The sequence below is a fragment of the Acinetobacter sp. 1125_18A genome (genome assembly GCF_052824985.1).
Genome location: NZ_VTDG01000001.1, coordinates 604,610 through 621,129 on the forward strand (window position 1 = coordinate 604,610; position 16,520 = coordinate 621,129).

The 16,520-nt window shown below is 36.2% G+C and carries 16 protein-coding genes and 1 other RNA gene; 6 read left to right on the top strand and 11 right to left on the bottom strand.

Annotation, left to right across the window (positions count from 1 at the left end):
* Positions 1–44: 44 nt before the first annotated feature.
* Positions 45–302: a hypothetical protein gene (locus tag FY049_RS02685; protein ID WP_446083138.1), complete on the bottom strand. Its 258-nt coding sequence runs from the start codon at positions 300–302 to the stop codon at positions 45–47.
* Positions 303–1,009: 707 nt separating this feature from the next.
* Between FY049_RS02685 and FY049_RS02690 the strand changes: the two genes are divergently transcribed.
* Both FY049_RS02690 and FY049_RS02695 read left to right on the top strand, forming a co-directional pair.
* Positions 1,010–1,330: a pyrimidine/purine nucleoside phosphorylase gene (locus FY049_RS02690; RefSeq protein WP_446083139.1), complete on the top strand. Its 321-nt coding sequence runs from the start codon at positions 1,010–1,012 to the stop codon at positions 1,328–1,330.
* Between the two features lie 80 nt (positions 1,331–1,410).
* A complete protein-coding gene (locus tag FY049_RS02695) occupies positions 1,411–1,641 on the top strand; it encodes a hypothetical protein (protein ID WP_199994816.1) in 231 nt (76 codons plus the stop codon).
* A gap of 36 nt (positions 1,642–1,677) precedes the next feature.
* Here FY049_RS02695 and FY049_RS02700 read toward each other — a convergent pair whose 3' ends face one another.
* From FY049_RS02700 to FY049_RS02715, 4 genes are all read right to left on the bottom strand, one after another.
* The gene (locus FY049_RS02700) at positions 1,678–2,580 is read right to left on the bottom strand and encodes a hypothetical protein (protein WP_446083140.1); all 903 of its coding nucleotides are present in this window, start codon (positions 2,578–2,580) and stop codon (positions 1,678–1,680) included.
* Between the two features lie 80 nt (positions 2,581–2,660).
* Complete coding sequence (locus FY049_RS02705; protein WP_056513644.1) at positions 2,661–2,894, bottom strand: AlpA family phage regulatory protein; 234 nt, start codon at positions 2,892–2,894, stop codon at positions 2,661–2,663.
* A gap of 154 nt (positions 2,895–3,048) precedes the next feature.
* Entirely contained in the window at positions 3,049–3,969 is a 921-nt protein-coding gene (locus FY049_RS02710; protein WP_446083141.1) for a hypothetical protein, read from the bottom strand.
* 389 nt (positions 3,970–4,358) lie between these two features.
* The gene (locus FY049_RS02715) at positions 4,359–6,689 is read right to left on the bottom strand and encodes a hypothetical protein (RefSeq protein WP_446083142.1); all 2,331 of its coding nucleotides are present in this window, start codon (positions 6,687–6,689) and stop codon (positions 4,359–4,361) included.
* 192 nt (positions 6,690–6,881) lie between these two features.
* On the opposite strand from FY049_RS02715, the gene FY049_RS02720 reads away from it, so the two are divergent.
* The gene (locus FY049_RS02720) at positions 6,882–7,691 is read left to right on the top strand and encodes a hypothetical protein (protein WP_446083143.1); all 810 of its coding nucleotides are present in this window, start codon (positions 6,882–6,884) and stop codon (positions 7,689–7,691) included.
* Positions 7,692–7,925: 234 nt separating this feature from the next.
* Here the strand turns inward: FY049_RS02720 and FY049_RS02725 are convergent, their stop codons facing one another.
* Positions 7,926–9,071: a tyrosine-type recombinase/integrase gene (locus FY049_RS02725; protein WP_446083144.1), complete on the bottom strand. Its 1,146-nt coding sequence runs from the start codon at positions 9,069–9,071 to the stop codon at positions 7,926–7,928.
* Between the two features lie 181 nt (positions 9,072–9,252).
* Positions 9,253–9,611: a transfer-messenger RNA gene (ssrA, locus tag FY049_RS02730) on the bottom strand.
* A gap of 130 nt (positions 9,612–9,741) precedes the next feature.
* Here ssrA and glpK point away from each other — a divergent pair.
* Positions 9,742–11,223, top strand: a complete 1,482-nt coding sequence (gene glpK / locus FY049_RS02735; protein ID WP_446083145.1) for a glycerol kinase GlpK — start codon at positions 9,742–9,744, stop codon at positions 11,221–11,223.
* An 88-nt stretch (positions 11,224–11,311) separates the two neighbouring features.
* On the opposite strand, the gene def is transcribed toward glpK, so the two are convergent.
* Positions 11,312–11,791, bottom strand: a complete 480-nt coding sequence (gene def / locus FY049_RS02740) for a peptide deformylase (RefSeq protein WP_335955293.1) — start codon at positions 11,789–11,791, stop codon at positions 11,312–11,314.
* A 204-nt stretch (positions 11,792–11,995) separates the two neighbouring features.
* Between def and FY049_RS02745 the strand changes: the two genes are divergently transcribed.
* Both FY049_RS02745 and FY049_RS02750 read left to right on the top strand, forming a co-directional pair.
* Positions 11,996–12,199, top strand: coding sequence for an amino acid transport protein (locus FY049_RS02745; protein WP_446083146.1), 204 nt, complete (start codon positions 11,996–11,998; stop codon positions 12,197–12,199).
* Positions 12,200–12,393: 194 nt separating this feature from the next.
* A complete protein-coding gene (locus tag FY049_RS02750) occupies positions 12,394–13,668 on the top strand; it encodes an MFS transporter (protein ID WP_446083147.1) in 1,275 nt (424 codons plus the stop codon).
* Here the strand turns inward: FY049_RS02750 and FY049_RS02755 are convergent.
* The 3 genes from FY049_RS02755 to pnuC form a co-directional block, all read right to left on the bottom strand.
* A complete protein-coding gene (locus FY049_RS02755; RefSeq protein WP_446083159.1) occupies positions 13,665–14,807 on the bottom strand; it encodes a GGDEF domain-containing protein in 1,143 nt (380 codons plus the stop codon). The two genes, FY049_RS02750 and FY049_RS02755, sit on opposite strands and share 4 nt — an antisense overlap.
* A gap of 726 nt (positions 14,808–15,533) precedes the next feature.
* Positions 15,534–15,830: a hypothetical protein gene (locus tag FY049_RS02760; protein WP_004723631.1), complete on the bottom strand. Its 297-nt coding sequence runs from the start codon at positions 15,828–15,830 to the stop codon at positions 15,534–15,536.
* Positions 15,831–15,849: 19 nt separating this feature from the next.
* Positions 15,850–16,434: a nicotinamide riboside transporter PnuC gene (gene pnuC / locus FY049_RS02765; RefSeq protein WP_004723632.1), complete on the bottom strand. Its 585-nt coding sequence runs from the start codon at positions 16,432–16,434 to the stop codon at positions 15,850–15,852.
* Positions 16,435–16,520: the final 86 nt, after the last annotated feature.

Below are 16,520 nucleotides of genomic sequence, written 5' to 3' on the forward strand. Positions count from 1 at the left end.
ATCAGCAGATAAGTGATCAATAGATTTCTCATCTTTAACCCCTCCTAGTTCAATTCAGACATACAAGCTAAACCTGCTTCTTGTACTTGATCTTCCCAATCTTCAGGAAATTGCATGGGGTTCTTGATCTGCTTAAGTCGATCTTCACCATAATGTTGTTCTACGTTGTTATAGCTGCATGAACAGAAACTACGATTGCCACCAAAGTTACGGCAGCCATCCTTAAATTCTGATTCAAATGCGCTACTACAGGCAGTCAGCAAAACACCGGCTGACAATGAAAAAATGAGTTTTAATTTCATTCTATCCTCTCATACATACTTATGTTTTTAATGCCCGCGCTTAGAGCGTTATGGCTTCAATGAGGTAATGTATATTTGAAATTTCTTTATTTGAGATTGGATTTAAATCAATCTTTTTTAATAAAACCCAGACATGACTTATTCTGGGCAGTACCCAAGTTCATGATTTGTATTGATCGTCATCAAGCTTTTTAGAAAAATCAGCGAAAGAGAGCTATATGCTGTAATCAAGCACAGGCATAGATCGAGAAGATAAAAAGAAATTTATAATAGAATTAGTACGCATGGCGGACTCCTTGTGTGTAATAAAGAGTTCTACCAAATTACTGTCAAATAATGGTGGCAGAACGAGAAAGGGTTGACAGACTGACACACAAGAATCAGCACGCACAAGGCGTCCCTCCCTCGCCCTACCGCAACGGAGGAGGAACGAACGAGTTCGCCACCAAAAAATTAATTTTTTGATGTGCTTGTGTGTAAACGGTCTGTCAAAACCGACTGGCAATGTAGGCCAGCAAGCCAAGGATAATCAGCCCTGTAAAGGGTGTCAATACATACAGATATAGATTGACTACTCTACACGCCACAATGAAAGTGCAAATCAACTTTAAACTGTTTTAAATTTACCTAGTTTTAAAATATTGAAATGAGTGAATGCTATTTATTAAAATAGGCTCAATCCATTATAAAAATTTAGGAAGTAATCTGTGACAGAGCAATTTGATTTTATTTCAATAAAGAAGAAGGCCAATGTTCATTTTAATGGTGCATCAATCAGCCATGTTATTGTTTTAAAAGATGGAACTAAAAAAACTTTAGGTGTCATTCTTCCATCCGAGGATCCCCTAACCTTTAAAACTCATCTAGCTGAACGTATTGAAATCATCTCTGGAGAATGTAGTGTGCAAATTGGTAACAAGCCTGACTTAAAACGTTATAAGTCTGGTGAATCTTTTCAAATTCCAGCCCAGAGTCAATTCAAGATTAAAACCAGTGAAGTCGTAGATTATGTTTGTCATTTTGAATGACCAATAAATTTTTTATATCCAAAATCTTAGTGTTCTATTCTGATCTATAATGTACTGGTAGCAAAGCTTGACGGAGATAAATGTTGCGACTCAAATGTATTGGTGGTCCACTGTATGGGCAAGAATATTCACACCCATATCATGAATTCACCTTTATTGATCAACATACAGGCAAAAAGATTCTATATCGCAAACACACTTTAGACTTTAAGCCTCCTCAAGATTTTTTTGTGGCTGAATCTATTTCCCGTAATTTTGCATATCAACTTGCTTTACAAGTCTTACACTCACAATACCTGAGTAAAAATTAAAGGATGGTTGATTGATTCCATCCTTTAATTTCAATGTCATTTCCCTGAGGTTCCAATAAAATGCTTAAAGCCTACAGGCCATACTCGTACACCCATTGAGTCTTTGCTGGTATTGACAATATCGCGCTTGAGCAAACCTTCAAGGTCCTCCTGATCATCAAACTCGGTAAACAATTGATTGACCAATTCATGGCTTTGGTTATTATCATCATTTAAGTCAATCACGAGTCCCTGAAAACCTGTTGAGAAATTCCATAACGCTTTCAATCGATCTACATAATAAGAAGTATCTGAATAAATTCTTGCATTGACTGTGATCGATAAAAGCATGATGTATTGATTTTTTTCTGGGATACGAATCACTCGTCTATACCAATACAAATAATTTACAGGAAAATATTCCTGTTGCTTAAGATGTTTATTAAAGTGTTGAATATGTTTATTCATCTCTAAGATAGAAATTGTGCCTGCAAGCTCAGGTTGATATGCACAGATCAGATTAATTTTATTCAGATCAAAGCAGTATTGAGTGACTTTGTCATATTCATCCTGATATCGTTGAACTTGCTTAACATGTCTTTCATTTTGTTCTTTAAGCTCTTCTAAAATTTCAGCACTTAAGAAAATACGCTCTAATTTGGCTAAGGTCATAGTAATGAGCAATTTAGCTTGTTCTTGATCACGAATATCTCGTATTCCTGATTCAAATTGGCTGGCACGATAACAATTCATCAAGGTCTCTAACCAGAATCCATAACGATAGTCATTGCTTGCAAAGATTAAATGCCAATATTGGATATTTTCTAACAGCCGTGTATGCCAGTGATTAACATCATATTCACCGCGTTTACTTCGTATGCTCAAGAATAGTTCATGAACATCACGTTCCAGACGTGGGGCAATTAGGTGTTCGAGAGAGGGGAAATTCATTGGTTGCATGGTGATCTTCCTATTTTGTTCATAGGAAGACCAATGCAATTATTTTTAATTATTCTTGGACTCAATTTCTTCTTTGAAAATCAACTTACTCTCTGGCTAATTTTCAATTGAATCCATTCATGAATTTCCTGAGCAATCCAACCAACTCTATTAGTGGATAAAAAGATTTGTTTAGGAAACGTCGCATCATGGTATTTAGATTTGGGATCAAGTATTGAGTAAATTGTTGCTCGACTTAGTCCTGTAATTTGAATCACTTGTTTGATATTTAAGATTTGGTTGATCTGAAAAGTTTGAGGATTAATCGCATTCATCTAATTGGTTCCTATTCGATATGAAGGCGTGCTTTCTGCACATAGCATGTGCGACCCGATAAAAAATAAATGCCCAAGCAAAAAATTAAAGATCTAAAGCATAGCGAGACCAGAGCGCTAGAAGCGCCCTAGCCTATAAAAGTGTGTTGCAAGCTTAGAAAGGTAATTCGATCTCATTTGATACCATGCGCGATTGACTTAACATGTAAGGACTCGGTTTAAATTGCCCACATGCAAATGTTCTCATTCTAGGCACCTTCGCCCGCAAACGCTGATCATACTTTTCAGGTTGAGTTAAATACTTAGCAAGGCGAAAGACATTGGCAATCTTACTCAAATCCTTTCGCTCAACTAGCCCCAATCCATCTCTCCCTGTTACTTGATAAGTCGCCCGATGTTTAGCATCCTGTAGGTTATACGCCGTACCCAAACCATCCGTCATATTCTCCCATAACTCACTAACCTCACTTGCAATCTTCCACTCTCCTTCTCTTGATGACCCATTGTAAATAAGCAGTAAATGCACATGATAGGCACCAGTTTCCCCACCTTGTTCCAATGCCCAGACATAGCCAACTAAACCTCTAAAGCAGGTATCTTTATCCGACAAGCGTTTACGAAAGGCTTTGAAATGCCGATCAACATCTAGAATGGAAATCTCATCCAAACTTTCACTAAAATACTTAAGATCAACCCTCACCCAAAGTGTTTTACAGTGCTTTTGAATTAAATTACCTAGATACTGCTCAAGCTCAAATCTGTTATTACACTCCTGATCGTGAAACTTCCTTTGGTCTCGTTGATAGGCTGCTGGTGATACATACATCGCCTGACAAATTTCGATATATTGATCCACATAAGGTATTTCCTGTTCAGTTAAACCATATTGAAGAAATAGCCTATTTGCGATGTCAAGGACACGCTTAAATTGGTCTACAGGGAACATCAGTTGAAGACCTTGAGAAATAAGTTGCTTAAAGACTGGAATTAAATCACAGCATTGCCGAGCATAAGCCCTGAGTTTTTGTTCATTTCGTCGATGAGTCAAATGCTCACTATCCAGTGTCTGACTCACTTCTAAAATCAGTTGCTCTAGTGCAATTAGAGTTTCGGTTTCATTTATCATTGGGCGATCTACTATGCTATTAAGTTTCATAGGTAGCGCATCTGAATATTTTTTAATTTTTATTGTTCTAAATCCATCAGTCTCTATCTTGTCGTCTTATCACGACTAGATAGAAATATAGGAAATATCAAATCTTATGATTAAAACTGAAATGATATGAGTAGTAGAGATAGAATGCATAGATATTAAGTACTAGAAATGATATGTATTAAAGATATATTAGATATAACATCATTTACCTAGGACCTAATCTAAAAAGTCCCCCCGTATTTCCGACAAGTCTTCAATTCAAAATATCACCATAGCTTTGATTTCTATGCTTCAGCCCGAAGCGGAAGTTAAGTCTCTTTCTTTTCCTTTTTTCTAGATCTTTTTTTGTAGCCATTTCTCCCGCGAATCAAAATTTGATTCTGAAGGATGGCTGTATGCATCCAGTATAAATCACGATGAATCAAGGCAAATAAGTGACTGGAGACATAACGTTTAGGGTGATTTTTTTTAATGAATCTTGACTGAAAAGACTCGATGTACTCAATAATGCCGTCTTGAAAAAGAATTTGTTTCACCTTTATTTTATCAATATTCAATGCATTCATCTTTTTACCTAGACGTAAATCCGCCTGAAGCTTGAGCTTTTCAAACCAACTTTCTGGTCCTATCGATTCTATATAACGTTCATCCAAATAAAATGTGAGGGTCGCAATATATTTAATCATCTGCTCATCTACCTGCTGAAAACTCCAATATCCAATATACCCCATCAGCTCCTCATGAGTTTTGTTAAAATGATCAATAACATTTCTCAAAAGGGTATCGATTGGTTTTAAAGATTGAGAATTTTGAACGGTAATCGTAAATTCTACATCTCTGTAAATATTCTGTTTGATTTCCAGTTTTTTTACGTAGCTCTCAACCGCGAGAAATGATCTTTTTTTGACTCGCTCCTGCACCATTAACCAGTCTTGTAATGATTCTGTGTGAAGCCGTCGGCTAGTCAGCAGGCTATCTAATTTGGTAATAGCAGCAGCGGGCATCAAATGCTCATCTACCAAGCCCTTTATTTGTTCCTTAAACATTTTAAGGGGTAAAGCCATTAATTCACGAATCTTCTGATGTAATGCAGTTTTATACAAACTAAAACCATAGACATGAGAATATTGTTTTGGGAGCATTAAAAAAGCAGCGATAAAGCATAGAATCCGCGGGCCCATAAAATCAGCATACTGAAGTAAAATTTCAATATTCTTGTGTTCTTGTACATCATCCTGGATTAAACCGCCCCAATCATTTTCCTTAATTTCTTTACCGACATTCATAACTGGATCTCTTTTCCAGACAGGGGCTAAAAGCACCGCGACTTCCATCCGGATCATTGCCGGTGTGAAGTCCAGAATATTCTGGCTGTATGACTGATCAATATAGGGGATGTGTTCATAACACAGCCCAATATCCAGGATATCCTTTTGCAAAGGCTTAAAAACATTTTTTAATTTTAATGCTTGTAGAAGAGACTGATTTTCCTGATGATGTTCCAATTTTTTTTGTTTTCTTGGCGTAATGGCCTTTTTACGGATTTCTCTAGGTTTATCGGCACAGTCATACGGCTCCTCTTCAGTCCAAACAACCTCCCTATAATGTATTTGTAAAAGATGTAGTGCGTTGGCAATATAAGCAAGTGTTGTTCTTACAAACTGAGTATAACTTGGTCCGCTTCTAGAAATGACTCCGGCTTGTAAAGTCGCGGTACGGTAAAGCTTGATATTGAGCAACTCTGACAAATGATCTAAAGGTTCAGTTTCTAAACTATGATTTCCCATACATATGGCTTGCCAAACAGTAGCAATATTTTTATATAACACATCTATCGCAATACTTTTAAAATTTTCAAAAACCACTACACAAAAGTAAAAAAATTGTCCATCAATACCATATTCAAGTTTATAAAACAGACCAAGATAATTTTCTTGCTTACCCATTTGATTACGAAGTTTTTTTAAAGCTTCATTTAAAAATTGAATTTGAGCTTCACCATAGTGTTCGGGTACAAATAAATTAACACAGAGTATTTTTACACTGTTTTTTGAACCTAACATTTGATCAAACTTAGATTGTAATTCTGTGATCCGTTTATCTCTTAACTTCCAAATGTCTGACTTAAACTCCTCTAGAATAGATAAAGTTTTTTGCAAAATAATAATATTTCTTTTTTTAATGAGATCAGTAAAACTTTCTTTGTGAGTCCCTACTGAAATATTTTCGAGCCATATACAATAAAATTGATAAAGCGCCTTCGTATAATCGGAGTCGAGCATCACCTTAGCTATGCCATGTAGTTGACCAAATAACACAACATTTGCCTGCTGTATCTGCCCCATATCCAAAGCAGGCATTTCTTCTAGCTCAAAACGCCCTATTCCTCGTTTATATATTTCGTGTAGTAGGTCAAATAGATCCTGTTCTTCATTACGTTCTAATTTCCCGTTATACACAAAACTTAAAATGAGTTTTTCAAGCTGTAAAACGATTTTAAGATAAGCCATTACAGCATAATATTCATCGCGCAGCCCCATCGGTTTCATGTCAATGGGCTTAATCTGCATCAGATAAAAATTCAAATGAATTTGTAGCTCTTTGGTACGCTGTGTGTACTCAATTTTTGATAGTTTCATCTAATAAACTCTTCTCAAAAGCACAGTCATATAGACCACCCAATCATACAAACTAAAAATAGCACACTTTTTCACACCCTATAATTAAAAAAAATCTCACAAAGCACATTTTCTAAGTTTATTAACTAAAAATTGAATCGATTTATAAGTATAATCACTCAACACAAAGGCTTATTTTAAACAGATTTAAACATGGAAAAATTAACTGTACTTCAACTAAGTAAACGAACAGGACTTTCCAGAACACAGATTTATCATTTGCAAACAAAAAATAAACTCAAAATAATCAATGGAAAAATAGATTTTGAAGAAGCAATGCCAGCTATTATCGAGTTACTCGATAAAAAATCAAATAAAGATAGTGAAATTAATTTTAAACAGATTTTAAACCTGCTCATTTCGCAAAATATCTCGCTACAAACACAGTTAAACTTGGCGCATGAACGCGAAAAAAACTATCTTGCTGAGCTTGCAAGCTATCGACAGCATTTGCTCTCGAAAACCAATCTCAACACACACAAAAATGAAAGTGAAATTCAAGCAAAGCAAAAAAATAATTTAACTGATAGGAATAAAGACGCTCAAAAACTAATGCAATTTGAGAACGAAAATCAGGTGCATTTAGAGTCATGTCAAAACATCAATAAAGAAACGAAATCAGTAAATGAGGTTGAAAGCATACCTATCTCTACAGAATCTATCCATAATGAAATAACCTTGCCCGAATCGAAAAGTTGGGATACTAGATCCAAAAACGAAAGCACTGAGCAAAATGCTGATGCTCTCATTGGCACACCCATTCCAACCAAAGATGAAACAAAACCATTGCTAAATAAAAATAGGCAGGAAAAACCTACAGCTCAACTAGCAAAGACTAAGTCAGCCAAGCTCATTTATCCAAACCCAAACCAAACCAAGCAAAAAGTAGGACTACCTACTGATCAACTAATTACAGATCAAGATAACCTTGATAAAAAGGATCCTCATGACTATGAGTATTAAGAACAAGATCAAAAAGTAGGCATGCGGTACATTTATATACAAGGCTGTTTCGGAAGAACTCAATTTACCAATTATCCAATAGTCATCTGAATAATTCTTATTTAGACAATCCAATCTAAAACAACATATAAAATAATAAAAAATCAATAATTTAAAAGATAAAAAAAACTTAATAGATAGCTCTAATTCTTATAATTTTCAATTCATTTACTAAAAGATATAACACTTTTAAAATCAATCATTATAAATAACCCATGCTTTCACACATTCACTATACCAATTCATAATTTTTACTCTTTCATCCCAATACTGTGCTCTGTTGTATGCTGAACGGATTCTATTTTGAGGAACATGAGCAAGCTGTCGCTCAATAGCATCATAATTAAATAGATTAGCTTCATTTACAACCGTACTGAATAAAGCGCGGAATCCATGTGTAGTCATTTTTCCTGAATAACCAACTCTTTTTATTACCTGTAAAATAGATTCACTCGTCATTGGCTTTTTATAATTGAGACGATTTGGAAATAAAAGATCATTATTATGTAGGCTTCTAAGTTGTATTAACTCATCTATAACCAAATCCGAAAGTGGAACACGATGAGGTAAACGATTTTTCATACGCTCTTCAGGGATATCCCAAATCTTGTTTTCAAGATCAAATTCATTCCAATGTGCTTGCAATAATTCGCTAACACGAACTCCTGTTAGCATAATAATCATAATTGCATGCTGAATTTGCCTAGCACATGGATATGCCTTAACTTTAGCTAAAAATACTGGCATTTCTTTCACAGATAACGAAGCTAAATTCTCGACTTTACGAGACTTTAATGCTGGTACTAAAGCAGCAGCTGGATTATCCATTCGGTAGTCATTTGCTATAGCAAATTTAATTACCATACCACAGCGAGACAAAGTTCGTTTAGCAATCTCTAGTGAACCCCTCTCTTCTATTTGTTTAATTACTTTTAATATTTCAGAAGCAGTAATTTTATCTATAGGTTTCTCACCTAAATCAACATACAACTCATTTAATGACGCACGGACATTTAAAATATGTTTTGGTGACCAACCTTCGACTTGATTACTAAACCAGTCTTCAGCTACCTCTTTAAAACTAGGTTTTAGCTCCTCGATATCTTCCTGTTGACTGACCTTATGTTTTAATTCAAAGGCAAGATTTCGAGCTTCTTTTAAAGTCACTTCAGGGTATTTACCCAAAGATTTGGATTTACGTTTGCCATCAACTGTAAATCTAACAGACCAATACTTTTTACCTGTAGGCTCAACAAACAATGACAATCCATTCGAATCAGAAAGACGATACGACTTATTTTTTATTTCAGCTTTTTTACACTGAATTTCTGTTAATGCCATTTTATAAAAAACCCATAATTATGGAATCTGTGGGTTAATTTAACCCATTTTTAACCCACAGTCACCTTGGATTCAGTTGGACAGTGTTGGAATTGAACAGAACAAAAAACAATAAAAAAAGCCTTAATTTATTAAAAATTAAGGCTTTTTGGATTTATCCAGACTTCTCTGGATTGAAATTTGGTGGAGATGGCGGGAGTTGAACCCGCGTCCGCCAACACTACACTCGAGAATACTACATGCTTAGATATCGTCAATTATTTTAACATTAAGTGACCCGACGAACAGGGTACAAAACGCGATCCTCTAAGTTTAGTATAAAGCCCCGAGGCTTGACTTTATACGGACTTGTGTGCGTGCGCTACAGTCGGGTCCACTGACCACAAGTATTCAGTGAAGCGGACAAGCTGCCCTTAGGCAGCTAGAGCGTAAGATTCGTCGTTTGCGACTAAAATATGCAAATTTGATTTACGAGAGAAAATGCGCTCTCGGCATGCATCTATGAGCTTCATCATCGGCGTCGAAGCCAATAACATCCCCAGATAACACGGCCATCATAACATAATTGTTGCAAATTAAGCAGATAATTCACTACATTTATATCAAATGATGCGCCTAGTTCTATAATTGCGCTACTATCACTATTTTTCAAGGGACAAATATAAAAAAGATGAGCTATTTACTCTCACTTGATCAAGGAACGACCTCTAGCAGAGCAATTATCTTCGATGAGCATGGAAAGGTATATGCCTCTGCTCAACGGGAAACCCAAATTAAAACCCCACATTCGGGCTGGGTTGAGCAAGATGCCATGGAGATTTGGACCACACAAATCACCGTCGTACAGCAAGCAATCGCATCGGCAAGACTATTGGCCAAAGACATTAAAGCACTTGGTTTAACCAACCAACGTGAAACTACGGTAGTTTGGGATAAGCGAACAGGTAAACCACTTGCCCCTGCCATCGTTTGGCAAGACCGACGCGCTACAGACTGGTGCAATCAGTTAGTTCAAAACAATTTATCTGAAAAAATACACAAAAAAACAGGATTAAGAATCGATCCTTATTTTAGTGCTGGAAAACTGGTTTGGTTATTGGAAAATATACAAGGCTTAAGAGCACTTGCTGAACAAAATCATGTGGCATTCGGTACAGTCGACAGTTGGTTGATTTGGAATTTAACCCAAGGTTCAGAGCATGTCATCGAAGCAAGTAATGCTTCACGCACCATGCTGATGGATTTAAAAACACAGCAATGGGATGCTGAATTAATTGAATTATTTAATATCCCGGTGAGTGTTCTACCTAAAATCATTCAATCTGATTGTTATATTGCCAATACCGCCACAGGGCTTCTTGGTGCGGAAATTCCAATTTGTGGCGTATTAGGAGATCAACAGTCTGCACTCTTTGGGCAATCATGTTTTGAAGCTGGAACAGCCAAAAATACCTATGGGACAGGCTGTTTTATGCTGTTCAATACAGGAACAGATATTCAATATAGCAAAAATAAATTACTCACCACCTTAGCATGGAAATGCCAGAACCAATCCCATTATGCCTTAGAAGGCAGTGTATTTATGGCTGGTGCCATTGTGCAATGGTTAAGAGATGGTTTAGGAATTATCAAAAATAGTGCTGAAGTTGAAAAGTTAGCTTGCCAAGTTGACACTACAGATGGCGTCGTTTTGGTTCCAGCCTTTACAGGTTTGGGAGCGCCACATTGGGACAGTGAAGCACGCGCTTTACTCTGTGGAATGTCACGTGGAACCAATAAATCACATATTGCCAGAGCTGCCTTAGAATCAATTGCCTTTCAAGTTTCAGACGTTTTAACTGCAATGCAATCAGATATCGCACAACCCTTAAAACAATTACGTGTGGATGGTGGTGCAAGTCAAAATGACATGCTGATGCAATTTCAAGCAGATATTTTAAATGTCCCTGTGCTACGCCCTAAACTTTTAGAGTCTACGGCTTGGGGTGCTGCTGCATTGGCAGGATTAAAGGCAGGTGTTTTTAATAATCTCAGTGAAATTTCCGAATCTTGGCAATTAGATCGTGCTTTTGAGCCGAAGATGAGCGCAGACCAAAGACAATATCATTTAAGCTTATGGAATGGTGCTTTGCAGCGCGCGAAGTCCAATTAACAATATCCAATTAGCAATTCTACGTAGAAAAGCTTGGCTAAAATTAAAGATAAAATTAAAGATATATTTTTAGCCAAGCTTACTCAGTTTAAAGTCTTTCAACAAACAGTATCCCATTTAAATGGTCGATTTCATGTTGCACAATGCGTGCAGGGAAACCATGAAATTGCTGAATAATCTTTTCACCAGTCAGCGTAAAAAATTGCACAGTAACCGCTTCAGCACGAGCCACTTGCCCTCTTTCATTGGGCACACTTAAACATCCTTCCTCACCCAAAATGGTCTGTTCAGATTTTTCTAAGATCTCAGGATTAATCATTGTAATTGCATCCATTTCAGGTGCGTCTGGATAACGGGGATTCGCTCTTGAAGCAACAATAATCACACGTTTAGAAACATAGACTTGTGGTGCCGCGATCCCAACACCATTACGCTCTAACATGGTGGCTTGTAAGGCCTTAGATAATTCGTTTAACCAAGAACTTGAAAACTCAGCTTCAGCCACAGGCGCTGCGATTAATTTTAAAATGTCTTCACCACGTTGGGCGACAGGTAACACGGCACTCATTATCTTGTACCTTGATCAAATGTAAATTGAATAAAGATGAGTGTAGCATTTGAAATGCGCTTTCCAATTCAATTATTGTGCAAAAGTATGTAGGTTATGTACAAATGAATTTCTATTTACCCAAGCCAAATGACAGCTTGTCTTTTAAGCCATTTTTAATCATGATCGTGTAAATAACAACCGCCCAGTCTATCGTTGAAAATAATGAATACAGCACCCCTATTCTTAGGCTTGATCTTTAGCTCAATTGGCTTAGGCTATTTTATCTATGGGAAAAGACAGCGAATGAACATGCCTTTTATCTGTGGCATTACTTTAATTATTTTCCCTTATTTTATTGAAAATACAATGATTATGTCTGTATGCGGTATTATTCTGAGTGTTATCCCGTGGTTGATTCGCATGTAAATAATCAGTATTTATACCTATAAGAATTTACCTGATTACAATGCTTTTAAAGCAGAAATGATTTTTAAATTGCCTCGATCACGTATAAAAATAAGTAGGATGCATAAAAATAAATATTGATTTTTTAAGTAAAAAATAGTCAATTAAAATGATTAAATTCACATTCAATATCTCTTTTAAGGCATTGCATCATCATGGACGAAAAATTGGGCCTCAATAAGGAAGCAAAAAGAACGCTTGCATTGTCTTCTCTGGGCGGTGCGCTCGAATTTTATGATTTCGTCATTTATGTATTTTACGCAAAAATCATTGCTGAACTATTTTTCCCTAGTTCTTTAAGTCCTTTTTGGGCAATGCTGAATACTTACGGAATTTTTGCCGCAGGATATTTTTTCCGTCCTTTAGGTGGCGTGATCATGGCGCATTTTGGTGATCTCGTAGGACGTAAACGCCTATTTAGCTTATCCATTTTACTGATGGCACTCCCCACTTTGTTCATCGGTCTAATGCCAACTTATGCAGACATTGGCTTAGCTGCTCCACTGCTACTGTTGTTGATGCGCGTGGTTCAAGGCATTGCGATTGGTGGAGAAATTCCCGCAGCATGGACATTTGTTTCAGAGCATGTACTAACAAAGAAAATTGGTTTTGCCAATGGTTTGCTTACCGCAGGTTTGTCACTGGGGATCTTACTGGGCGCTTTGATGTCGCTGTTTATTTCGCTTAAATTTAGCGAAGCTGAAATCCATGCTTGGGCTTGGCGTCTCCCGTTTATAGTTGGTGGAGTTTTTGGATTAATTGCCTTATATCTAAGAAGTTATCTTAAAGAGACCCCTGTGTTTAAAGCGATGCAGGCACGTAAAGAACTCTCAAAAGATCTACCCATCAAGCAAGTTTTGGCATCACATAAATCTGCTGTTGTTATTGGGATGCTGTTCACTTGGTTTTTGACCGGTTGTGTTGTGGTGATTATCCTATCTACCCCAAATTTACTGACCATCACCTTTAACTTTCAACGTGCAGATGCATTTCAGATGCAAAGCTTGGCGATTCTCATGCAAATGCTGGGTTGCATATTGGCAGGGTTGCTCGCTGATCGTTTTGGTGCTGGACGTGTTATTTGTTTGGGATCGCTCAGCGTGGCAATCACTGCAAGTCTTTTTTATTACAGCTTAGGTCATGCCGCTTATTCAACCATCTTCGGATTGTACATGTTACTGGGACTATTTTCTGGCACAGTCGGTGTGGTTTCCTATAGCTTGGTCAATATGTTTCCAGCTCCAATTCGCTTTTCAGGAATATCATTTTCATACAATGTTGCATACGCAATTGCAGGTGGCTTAACTCTGCCATTGGTCCAATGGCTAAGTTTATATCGCGATATTGGTGCCGTGTACTATATTGGTGTGCTTTGTCTAATCACCCTTATGACAAGTGTAGTTTATCGCAAAAAATTTGAAATAGTTTAACGGCGTTGTTTGTATCCGAATGAATGGGTAAGTTCTACTTCAAAGAAATGACAAACCTGATTGCGCCCATTCTTTTTTGCCAGATATAAGGCTTGATCAGCCTGACGAATCAATTCTTTTTTTGTTGCTAAAAAAGGGTTTGTTGATACTGCAACACCAAAGCTTGCCGTCACTTTGATCGTCTGTTGATGATCTAATCGAATTTCTTCTTTTTCAATTGCTTGACGACATCTCTCAGCAAGCATCATCGCATTTTCTAATACACTGTTGTTCATTAGAATAATAAACTCTTCTCCCCCAAATCGCCCAACGACATCCTGCTCACGAATATTTTCAGTCAAAATTTTTGCGACCTGTTTTAAAACAGCATCCCCAGTATCATGCCCATACTGGTCATTAACACTCTTAAAATAATCTAAATCTAATAACACGATCGCAAAAGAACTTTGCTGCTGTTTTAATAATTCAATATTCTCACCAATCCTACGACGATTATAAATACCTGTAAGCGGATCTAGAACGCTAATTTGCTGAATCATTTGCTCTCTTTTGCGCCATTGAATTAAAAGAACCTCGAATAAAACCAGACTTGCAAAAAAAATCGGAATATAAAAATACAACATGCAAAACACCCAAAATGTATTTTTATATAGCGACATGGATTGTAAGTGTTCACTAAAAATTGGAGCATACGTCATTTTATTCGACAGGCTTAATCCAAGGCTGATCAACATAAAACAAGTGATTGGAATAACGATTAGATACACCACTTTTCGTTCGAATAATACCAGCGCCACTGTGACTAAGCTGACATAACCTGCACTTGATGCTGGGCTAAAAATTCCGATGCAATGTGCGCCAAAAACAAAGATAAGACCAAAATATGCAACGGCTATATACGGTATTATTATTTCAAAAATAGCAATTTTACTTAAAGCACGAATAATAAAAATCAGTGCAAAAAAACCCAGTGCAGCAAAAGATAATAATTTCATATAGGTTGGATAAAAATCTTGATTAATCCAAGCTTGTAACTCAACTTGACTGTTGCTAAAAAACCACCAGGCAATCCACGATAAAACAGCAATACCTCCCAAGAGGAGCACAAGGCTACACTTCTTAAGATTACTCCAATTCATGATCATAACATCATGCGTGAAGTGTTCCGTTGAGGACTGTATTGCCGTTCTATGTTTTTGTTCCATATAATAACTATTCCATAAAATTGTGAATTTCTATCCGTTGTTTTATTTATCTGTATTGACCACTTAAATATAACACTCTAGTAATTTTATGTAAGTTTATTTCAAAAATATAGATTTTTATTCTAAATAAACCTTAAGGTTAGGATATTAATCCTTTATATTATTTACAAATATTTTCCAAAGAACAATCATTTTATCACGTTTATTTTATCAATTTTAACTTTAAATTTTTCCTAATATTTCAATAAACAAAGGGGGTTTCTCTTACATGTTTTGGCCGAATGGAATTATTTTTTATTTTACTGGCGATATCCATCAAACTTTAGCCTATTTGGACATATACGCTGAGTTGGATACAAGCACTTTTAAAATAAGATTTGTCGCATTTATCGTTAATTTACTCTAATGTATTTTTAATTTAAATTTTAACATTCTAGAAAATTAATTTAGGCAGAATCCAAACTTGAAATATCCAATTAGACTGGCCTGAATCTCTGTATTGATTGTCATACTGTTTTAAACTGCACACCATCAATATTGTCATTTAAATTCAATGCCCAAATCACTTTGTTATCACCATCCCAAAATCATTGGGATTCAGTTTTAAGCTTGATTAAAATAAAATAACCTTTTCAAATGCTTAACAAAAAAAACTTGGCTTTATATTTTTTTATAAACTCTGATATTTTTACTGTTAAATTTTAAACCGATAGAAGTTGATTGAATTTCTATATTAAAAATCAACTCTCTATATTTGATCTGAATACAAAATTCTTCTGCACCATCATCCAAACCAGAAGTGCTCCAAATTGTGCCTTGTGGGAATTGATCTAACCATTGGGCTTTGTAAAAATCAGAGACTGAATCAAAGTCGAGATATTGCTCAGGTTGGGCCATGATTTTTTCAACAAGTTCTTCAAACTTTTGTTTTTGTATTTGAACAAAATCAATAATCATGGCAGTCCCTTAAATGATGTTAAATTCCTTTATACATGCTCGCCGATTGTTTCTTTTTGACCTGTTCCCATTGCCACCATCCAAATCCAGCCAGTCCAACAAACGCCGCATATAAAGCAGCTGTTAGGAATAATTCTTTATACATAAACATCCCTACATAGACGATATCAACAAAAACCCAAAGCACCCAAGTCGCAATATGTTTACGGCTGGTCCAATAGGTTGCCAGTAAACTAAATGCAGCCAATTGAGAATCTAACATAGGCAAAGCAGCATCGGTAAAATAGTGCAGCGATAACCCAAATACTCCCCCTCCAACAGCAGCGATGATCATTTGCAGGATCACTGTTTGTACAGCAATGGGCTCTATTCGAATCTCTTGATCTTGCTGCTTGCCTTTTAGCCAGTGATAAAAGCCATAAAAATTCACCACCATAAAGAACACTTGTAAGATTGTTTCACCATACAATTTGAATTCAAAGAATAAATAGGCATATAAAACAAAGGCAAAGAAGTTAAATACCCAACACCACATATTTCGCTTAATCGTCAATGTGACACCAATAATACTGATAATAACCGCGAATATTTCTAATGGTGACATGGTAAAAAACTAATCAAGACAGGAAAGGCTATTATGAAAAAATACGGCATGATTGCAAGCAAAACCAGAACTAAAATTTAGAACGG